At 74.9% G+C, this 8,377-nt stretch carries 7 protein-coding genes; 2 read left to right on the forward strand and 5 right to left on the reverse strand.

What is annotated here, in order from left to right; translation table 11 throughout:
* Positions 1-122 precede the first annotated feature (122 nt).
* Positions 123-1,487 carry a M20/M25/M40 family metallo-hydrolase gene (locus ACZ51D_RS35905; RefSeq protein ID WP_465664656.1) on the forward strand — a complete coding sequence of 455 codons (1,365 nt, stop codon included), beginning with the start codon at positions 123-125 and terminating at the stop codon, positions 1,485-1,487.
* Here the strand turns inward: ACZ51D_RS35905 and ACZ51D_RS35910 are convergent.
* Together ACZ51D_RS35910 and ACZ51D_RS35915 are read right to left on the reverse strand one after the other, a co-directional pair.
* Positions 1,463-2,299 carry a DUF4184 family protein gene (locus ACZ51D_RS35910; RefSeq protein WP_465626482.1) on the reverse strand — a complete coding sequence of 279 codons (837 nt, stop codon included), beginning with the start codon at positions 2,297-2,299 and terminating at the stop codon, positions 1,463-1,465. The genes ACZ51D_RS35905 and ACZ51D_RS35910 overlap by 25 nt on opposite strands.
* A 142-nt stretch (positions 2,300-2,441) precedes the next feature.
* A complete protein-coding gene (locus tag ACZ51D_RS35915; RefSeq protein ID WP_465626480.1) occupies positions 2,442-3,509 on the reverse strand; it encodes an NUDIX hydrolase in 1,068 nt (355 codons plus the stop codon).
* A 402-nt stretch (positions 3,510-3,911) separates the two neighbouring features.
* Between ACZ51D_RS35915 and ACZ51D_RS35920 the strand changes: the two genes are divergently transcribed.
* Positions 3,912-4,826, forward strand: a complete 915-nt coding sequence (locus ACZ51D_RS35920) for a PfkB family carbohydrate kinase (RefSeq protein WP_465664657.1) — start codon at positions 3,912-3,914, stop codon at positions 4,824-4,826.
* A gap of 97 nt (positions 4,827-4,923) precedes the next feature.
* Here ACZ51D_RS35920 and ACZ51D_RS35925 read toward each other — a convergent pair whose 3' ends face one another.
* The 3 genes from ACZ51D_RS35925 to ACZ51D_RS35935 form a co-directional block, all read right to left on the reverse strand.
* Positions 4,924-5,799: a C40 family peptidase gene (locus ACZ51D_RS35925; protein ID WP_360509810.1), complete on the reverse strand. Its 876-nt coding sequence runs from the start codon at positions 5,797-5,799 to the stop codon at positions 4,924-4,926.
* A gap of 357 nt (positions 5,800-6,156) precedes the next feature.
* Entirely contained in the window at positions 6,157-7,578 is a 1,422-nt protein-coding gene (locus tag ACZ51D_RS35930; protein WP_465664658.1) for an acyl-CoA synthetase, read from the reverse strand.
* A 280-nt stretch (positions 7,579-7,858) separates the two neighbouring features.
* Positions 7,859-8,377 (reverse strand): electron transfer flavoprotein subunit alpha/FixB family protein (locus tag ACZ51D_RS35935; RefSeq protein ID WP_465626474.1); only part of this gene is annotated, 519 nt, incomplete at its 5' end.

The following is an 8,377-nucleotide window of genomic DNA, read 5'->3' on the forward strand; positions in this document are numbered from 1 at the left end:
CCCGGCCGGTCGGGCGCCCGGCCCCCGGGGCCCCGATTCCGCTCCCCCTATGATCGGCGGTACCCCAACAGCCCCCTCCGCCCGCAGTACCCCGCGGGCGGACCCATCCCTTCGGAGCCCCGATGTCACAGCCCCTGGCCGACGCCGTCCGGTCCCTGATGGACCGTGCCCGCACCGACCTCGCCGAGCTGGTCGCCTTCCCGTCGGTCGCCGACCCGCGCCAGTTCCCGGTCGAGGAGTGCGAGAAGGCCGCGCGCTGGGTCGCCGACGCCTTCGCCGCCGAGGGCCTGACCAACGTCCGGCTGCTCGACACACCGGACGGCACCCAGTCCGTCTACGCCGAGCTGCCCGGCCCCGAGGGCGCGCCGACCGTCCTGCTCTACTCGCACTACGACGTCCAGCCCCCGCTCGACGAGGACGCCTGGCTCAGCCCCGCCTTCGAACTGACCGAGCGTGACGGCCGCTGGTACGGGCGCGGCGCCGCCGACTGCAAGGGCAACATCCTGATGCACCTGACCGCCCTGCGGGCGCTGCGCCAGGTGTACGGGGACGGTTATCCGGTCGGTCTGAAGATCATCGTGGAGGGCTCGGAGGAGCAGGGCACCGGCGGCCTGGAGCGCTACGCCGAGGCGCACCCCGAGCTGCTCACCGCCGACGCCATCGTCATCGGCGACACCGGCAACTTCGCCGCGGGCCTGCCCACGGTGACCGCCTCGCTGCGTGGCATGACGGTGGTCGAGGCCTCGGTCACCACCCTGGCCGGCAACCTGCACTCCGGTGCGTTCGGCGGCGCCGCCCCGGACGCGCTGCAGTCCCTGGTCCGGATCCTCGCGTCGCTGCACGACGAGAACGGCGACGTCTCGGTCGCCGGACTGAACACCGACCAGACCTGGGAGGGCGTGCAGTACCCGGAGGAGCAGTTCCGCGCCGACGCCAAGGTGCTCGACGGCGTCGCCCTGACCGGCACCGGCAGCATCGGTGACCGCCTCTGGGCCCGCCCGGCCGTCACCGTCCTCGGCATCGACGCCCCGCCGGTGATCGGCGCGACCTCCTCCGTCCAGGCCGCCGCCAAGGCCCTGATCAGCGTGCGCGTCCCGCCGGGCATGGACGCCTCCGCCGCCCAGGACGCGCTGGTGGCCCACCTGGAGGCGAAGGTCCCGCTCGGTGCCCGGCTCACCGTCCAGCGCCATGGCTCCGGCGCCCCGTTCCGCGCCGACACCAGCGGCCCGGCGTACGAGGCGATGGGCGAGGCCATGACCGAGGCCTTCGGCACCGGGATGGTCGCCTCCGGCCAGGGCGGCTCGATCCCGCTCTGCAACACGCTGCGCACGCTCTACCCGCAGGCCGAGATCGTGCTGATCGGCGTCGAGGAGCCGACCGCCCAGATCCACGCGGTCAACGAGAGCCTCGACCCGCAGGAACTGGAGCGGATGGCCCTCACCGAGGCCCTCTTCCTCCGCCGCTACGCCGAACTGCGCTCCGTCTGACGGACGTCGGGCCGGGGGCTGCCGCTCGCGGCCCCCGGTCCGGGCCGCCCGCCGCGCAACCGGCGGGCGGCCGCCACCACCGCCGCGTACCCGACGGCGCCCACCGCGAGCCCGGCCCCGGCCCCGAAGCAGACCTCCGGCACCAGGTTGCGCTTCAGCGGGCTGAGCCGGTGCAGCACCCCGGCCGCCGTCGCCGCGCCCAGCACCGCGACGGCGGCCCGCCGCGTCCGGGGCGCGAGCCCGACGGCCGGCCGCACCGGCTCGACCGCCCGCACCGCGCGCGCCGCCCAACCCCCCATCGCCGCCAGCGCGAGCGCCGAACTGCCGTACTGCAGCGCCTCGTACATCGGCACCCCGGCCAGCGACCGGTCCAGTACGGGCAGCAGCCGGACGCCCAGCCGCCCGCCGTGCGTGAACGCGTCCCAGCCGACGTGGGTGGCCGCGCCGATCGCCGCGGACGCCGCGAACCAGACCGCCCCGGCCTCCGCACCCGTGCCGGACCGCCGGACCGTCAGCGCCTCGGCACCACCGGCCCACCGCTCGGGCAGCAGCGCGACCAGCGGTCCGCGCAGCAGCCCGTGCCAGCCGGCCACCAGCGCGCCGGCGATCGCCACGTCCAGCGTCGGCACCGCCCACCAGCTGTGCGTCAGCCCACCGTGGGCGTACACCCCGGGCAGCAGGGACTCGGCGAAGAACGGCACGTCTGGCGCCATCGACCCGGCGACCAGCGCCGACGCGACCAACGGCCCACGCACCCCGGCGCGGCGCAGCAGGGGCAGGACGGCGGCGGGGTGGCTCAGCGTGAACGGCATGCCCCCATCCTCCCGCCCCCGCCGACGGCCCGGCGAACCCGGTGGCCGGGCGAACCCGACAGCTCAGCGACCCCGACAGCCCGGCGACCCCGGTGTTGCGGCTACACCGCGGCCGCCCGCCCGCCTACGCCGCCTACGCCGCCTACGCCGCGTCCGCCGCGCTCGCCAGCCCCACGGCCACCCGGCACCCCGCCTCCAGGTACCGCAGCTCGCCACTGCGCCGGGCGTCCAGGGCGGCCGCCAGGCGCCGGTACCGGCTCGGGGGCAGCAGTTCGGCGGCCTCGTCCAGCGTGACGAAGCGCCAGCTGCGCAGCTCCTCCTGCTGCAGCAGCAGGTTCTGGCGGCCCGCCGCGTCCAGCAGACCGCCGTCGTACATCAGCCGCAGGCCGCCGCGGCGCGGGCCGGTGCGCGGCTCCCAGTCGACGGCGAGCAGGCGCAGCCCGGACGGGTCGAGGCGCAGGCCCAGCTCTTCGGCGGTCTCGCGCAGGGCGGCGTCGGTGGGGGCCTCGCCGCGCTCGACCACGCCGCCGGGGAAGTCCCAGTCGGGCTTGTAGACGGGGTCGACGAGCAGGACGCGGTCCTGCTCGTCGAAGAGCAGGACGGCGGAGGCCACGGTGTCCCCGGTCGGGTCCGGGCTCTGGACGATCGGGCAGCGGGCGGCGCCGACCCGGACCAGCTCGGCGATCCGGAGGGCGGTCTCCCGGGGCGTGAGCTCGCCGGTGTCGAGCATCCGGGCGTCCCCGACCAGCCAGCGGCGGGCGGCGCGGTAGCGGGGCAGGTGCTCGAGGCACCAGGTGCGGACCCGTTCGCTGGCCTCCGGGTCGCCCGGGCACTCCTCGCGATGGGCGATGCGCTCACGCAGGATCGTTTCTTCGGGGTCCAGCACGAAGTGGTGCACCGCGATCCCGTGGGAGGCGAGGTCGCCGAAGATCTCGTCCCGGTAGTCCTCTCTGAGCAGGGTCATCGGGACCACCAGCGGGCCCCCGACCTCCTCGAGCAGCGCGGCCGCCGTCTCGGGGACGAGCCGACGCCAGGCCGCCAGGTCCTGGAAGTCGGACACCGTCGCCAGCCGGTCGGCCGGGAGCATCCGGCGCAGACCGAAGCCCACCAGCTCGGGATCGAAGAGCACGCTCCCGGGCAGCAGTTCCACCAGCTCGCGGCAGGCACTCGTCTTGCCCGCCCCGAATGTGCCATTGACCCAGACGATCACAACGTCCCCTGCCCCTCGACTTCCCCCGATGCCGTTCGCACCGGGCAGCGCCCCCGTCAGCCGAACCAGCGCCACCCGTGGTGGTACCCGCGCCACGCCGCTCCCCATGCCTCCTCGTCGCGCCCGCTCGCGTGCCCCGGTCTGCCCCGTGACAGCGGCATGTGCCCAGGCCAGCCGCCTGCAACCGGAAGTACGCAGACCGGTCTACCTCAAAATTGCACCCCTTCACCATCACGCACGCACAGGACCTCGGGCGGGCCGATGTCCCACGCGCGCCTGCCCGCCGCGCACACCCCGGCAACACCCTGCCCAGGCCCGCCCACCAGCCGGCGCCCCCCGGTCGCCCCACCGGCTCGCCCCACCGGCTTGCCACGCCCGCGCCCCGGCACGTACAGAGGAACGATGAAGCTGCTGCCCGTAGGCCGAGTCGTCGTCATCGGATCGGTCAACACCGACCGGATCCTTCGCTGCCCCGTGCTCCCCGCCCCCGGCGAGACCGTCCTCGCCGACGCCGCCGCCCAGGGCTTCGGCGGCAAGGGCGCCAACCAGGCGGTGGCGGCGGCCCGGATGGGCGCGGCCACGCACCTGGTCGCCAAGGTCGGGCGCGACGCCGAGGGCGAGGCGGCGCTCGCCGATCTGCACGGCGCGGAGGTCGAGACGGGCGCCGTGCTCACGCACCCCGACGCGCCCACCGGTCAGGCGATCGTCCTGGTCGACCCCTCCGGCGAGAACAGCATCGTCGTCGTCCCGGGCGCCAACGCGCACCTCACCCCGGACGAGGTGACCGCCGCCCTGGCGCGCCTCCGCCTGCTCCCCGTCGACGTGGTCCTCACCAGCAACGAGGTCCCGGCGGCGTGCATCCGCGCGACCGCCGCCGCCCTGCCCCCCGTCGGCCCCTCCGGCGCCACCCGCTGGCTGCACAACACCGCCCCCGCGGGAACCCTGCCCGACGTCGGCCCGACCGGGCGCCGTCCGCTGGTCGTCGCCAATGCCGTCGAGGCCCGCCAGCTCACCGGGGCCGCCGACGTCACCGAAGCCGCCCGGGCCCTCACCGCCCAGGCCGAGGGCGTCGTGATCACCCTCGGCGGCGACGGCGCCCTGGTCGCCGCGGACGGACGGTTGAGCCGGCTGTCCGCCCCCGCCGTCCGGGTGGTCGACACCACCGGAGCGGGCGACGTCTTCTGCGGCGCCCTCGCCGCAGAACTCGCGCGCGGCACCGACCTTCCCGCCGCGACCGCCACCGCCGTCGCCGCCGGGGCCTTCGCCGTCACCGCCCTCGGCGCCCGCGGTGCCCTCCCCCGCCCGACGGACCTCTGACCGCGCGTCGAACGACCGCCCCCGGTACAGCGCACGTCGGGGGCGCCCGACCCGATCAGGCGCCCCCGACGTGCGGACCCGCGAACCCGCGACCGCGCTACGGCCGCCCCATGTACGCCGGGTAGTAGCCGCTGCTGATCCCCGAGATCCTGATGTTGGTCCCCGGCCGCGCGGCCTCGACGTACTGGTTGTTGCCCAGGTAGATCGCCACGTGCTGGATGCCCCGCGCGGTCCCGTCCGGCGACCAGAACAGCAGGTCACCGCGGCGCAGCTGACTCGCCGTGATCGGCGTGGTCGCCTCGTACTGGTCGTTGGCGACCCGCGGCAGGCTGATGCCGCCGCGCTTGAAGGACTGCTGCACCAGGCCCGAGCAGTCGTACCCGTTCGGCCCGTTGCCCGCCGTCAGGAACGGCTTGCCCAGCTGGGCGAGCGCGTACTGCACGGCGGTCTCGACGTCCGGGTTCGCGGCCACCGAGCCGCCGGACGAACCCGAGCCCGAGGAGCCGGAGGAGGAGCCGCCCCCGGTCCGCGCCAGGTAGATGTCGTAGTGCGAGGTCCAGCGCCACTCGCCCTTGCTGTTGCGGAACCAGTAGCGCGAGCCGTCCCAGCCCTGCTTGATCCCCCCGCTCGACTTCGTGCCGCTCGAGGACTTGGCCGCGGATTGCGTCCCGCCCCCGGTCCGCGCCACGTACACGCTGTAGTGCGAGGTCCAGCGCCACTGTCCCTGACTGTTCTTGAACCAGTACCGCGAGCCGTCCCACCCGGCGTGCGCCGGCGCGGTCTCGGCAACCGCGGGGCTCACACCGGTGCCGAGGCCGAGCACACCCGCTCCGGTCGCGATCACGGCCACCATGCCTATCCCCCGGCGCAGCCGCGCGGCCCGGGACGGACGGGAGGAACGGGCGGTGGCAGCAACCTGCTGCGCGGTCGGTTCGTCGGCGGCATCCGGTGCGCCGGTGTTGACGGTGGTCATCCTGCTGACTTCCTTCACTGCTGCGGATCTCAGCGAATCGCTGCGGATCGCCGCGAATCGCTGCGGACTACCGCCGGACGGGCGGCTGCGGAACTGCTTCGAACCCGCCGTACGCCCCCGGCAACACCGGTTCGTACGACTCGGCAGATCCCCGCCCGACGTGCCGCGGCCTCCGGCCGTGCGACCGGAGGCCGCGGCGTGTCGCTCAGGGATTCAGTTCTGCCTGCTCGTCACGGTAGGCACGCGTCCGCTCACGGCGCGCAGTGGAGTGCGCCAATGGGAGGGTCACGGGCGGTCAGCACCGACGGCGCATCAGGGTGAACACCCGTCACCGGGGAGGCGTCCGACGCCCCCTCATCACCGGCCGCCGGCCTCCGCCAGCAACTGCTTCTTCAGCACCTTTCCCAGTGCGTTCCTGGGCAGTTCGGGCACCAGCACAACCCGGCGGGGCCGCTTGTGCACCGAGAGCCGCTCCGCCACAAACGCCGTCAGCTGTTCCCCCGTCACGGCACCGTCCGGGATGACGTACGCGACGATCGCCTGACCGAGGTCCTCGTCCGGCACGCCGACCACCGCCGCGTCGGCGACCGACGGGTGGTCGCGCAGCGCGGCCTCCACCTCGCCCGCGCCGATCCGGTAGCCGCCGCTCTTGATCAGGTCCACCGAGGCCCGGCCGACGATCCGGTGGAACCCGTCCGCCCCGATCACCGCGACGTCGCCGGTGCGGAACCAGCTGTCCGCCGTCCACGCCTCGGCGTCGGCGTCCGGCCGGTTGAGGTAGCCGCTGAACAGCGTCGGACCGGAGACCTGCAGCTCACCGACGGTCTCCCCGTCGCACGGCACCGGCGTGCCGTCCTCGCCGACCAGCCGGGTGCGCACCCCTTCCAGCGGCAGGCCCACGCTGCCCGGGCGCCGCTCGCCGTCCGCCCTGGTGCTGACGGTGATCAGCGACTCGGTCATCCCGTACCGCTCGATCGGGGCGTGCCCGGTGAGCGCCGCCAGCTTCTCGAACACCGGTACGGGCAGCGGTGCGCTGCCGGAGACCAACAGCCGGGCCGAGGCCAGCCGGGCCGCCGCCTCCGGGTCCGCCGCCAGCCGGGACCAGACGGTGGGCACGCCGAAGTACAGGCTGCCGCCGGCCGCCGCGTACCCCGCCGGGGTGGGCCGCCCGGTGTGCACCAGCCGGCTGCCGGTGCGCAGGGCGCCGAGCACGCCGAGCAGCAGGCCGTGCACGTGGAACAGCGGCAGGCCGTGGGCCAGGGTGTCCTCGGCGGTCCACTGCCAGGCAGCGGCCAGGGCGTCCAGGTCGGCGGCGATCGCCGCGCGCCGGATGACCGCCCCCTTGGGCGCGCCGGTGGTGCCTGAGGTGTAGAGCACGAAGCCGGTCGAATCCGCAGCCGGCTCGGCGTAGGTGGTGGTGGAGCGCTGCAGGGGGTCGACCGGCAGGCCCGTCACCGAACCGCCCTCGGGCAGCGCCTCCCCGACGGCGTGCGCGAGCAGCGCCGCACCCGAGTCCCGCAGGATGTGCTCGCGCTCCTTGGGGCCCGAGTCGGGCGGCAGCGGCACCACCGGAACGCCCGCCAGCAGGCCGCCGACCACGGCGGTGACCGTCTCGACGGTGGGCCGGGCGAGCACCGCCAGCGCAGGGGCACCGGCCACCCGGTCCGCGACGGCGGTCGCCGCGCCCAGCAATTCCTCCCGGGAGAACGCCCTGCCGTCGATCCGCAGCGCGTCCGCCGCGTCGCCGAAACCGCCCTGAAGTGCCGTCAGCAGTGCCATGCCACCGTCCTCGCCCTCGTCCCACGCTGTCGCGTCACGTCACGTCACGCACGTCCTGCACGTCACGCGTTCGGGCCATGAACTCACCTCATGCCGTCGCACGTCACGCGTTCAGGCCATGAGCTCACCTCATGCCCCCCGGCATGAGGTCGACTCATGCCCGCACGTCACACGTTCGCGCCGACTCTACGGGCCGTGGCCCCGCCCGCCGTGCTCCGGGGACGACAGAGGGCGTGGCACCGAGCACCCGGCGCCACGCCCTCCGAACCTTTCCGCGGGATCAGGCCTTGCGGGCCTTCACCTCGGCGGTGAGCTGCGGCAGCACCTGGAAGAGGTCGCCGACCACGCCGTAGTCGACCAGCTCGAAGATCGGGGCCTCGGGGTCCTTGTTGACGGCCACGATGGTCTTCGAGGTCTGCATGCCGGCCCGGTGCTGGATGGCGCCCGAGATGCCGGCCGCGATGTACAGCTGCGGGGAGACCTGCTTGCCGGTCTGGCCGACCTGGCTGCTGTGCGGGTACCAGCCGGCGTCGACGGCGGCACGCGAGGCGCCGACGGCCGCGCCGAGCGCGTCCGCGAGCTCCTCGACCACGCCGAAGCCCTCGGCGGCACCGACACCGCGACCGCCGGAGACCACGATCGCGGCCTCGGTCAGCTCGGGACGGCCGGTGGACACGCGCGGGGTGCGCGAGGTGACCTTGGCCGCGTTGCCGGTGAACTCCACCGACACGTTCTCCACCGCACCGGCGGCCGGAGCGGCCTCCGGGCCGACGGCGTTCGGCTTGACGGTGATGACCGG

The sequence above is a fragment of the Kitasatospora sp. NPDC033851 genome, from assembly GCF_055576085.1.

Excerpts from the sequence above, each read along its gene's own strand:
- ACZ51D_RS35930 (WP_465664658.1), bottom strand. The coding sequence starts at position 7,578 with ATGGCACTGCTGACGGCACTTCAGGGCGGTTTCGGCGACGCGGCGGAC.
- ACZ51D_RS35910 (WP_465626482.1), bottom strand. The coding sequence starts at position 2,299 with ATGCCGTTCACGCTGAGCCACCCCGCCGCCGTCCTGCCCCTGCTGCGC.
- ACZ51D_RS35905 (WP_465664656.1), top strand. The coding sequence starts at position 123 with ATGTCACAGCCCCTGGCCGACGCCGTCCGGTCCCTGATGGACCGTGCC.
- ACZ51D_RS35920 (WP_465664657.1), top strand. The coding sequence starts at position 3,912 with ATGAAGCTGCTGCCCGTAGGCCGAGTCGTCGTCATCGGATCGGTCAAC.
- ACZ51D_RS35925 (WP_360509810.1), bottom strand. The coding sequence starts at position 5,799 with ATGACCACCGTCAACACCGGCGCACCGGATGCCGCCGACGAACCGACC.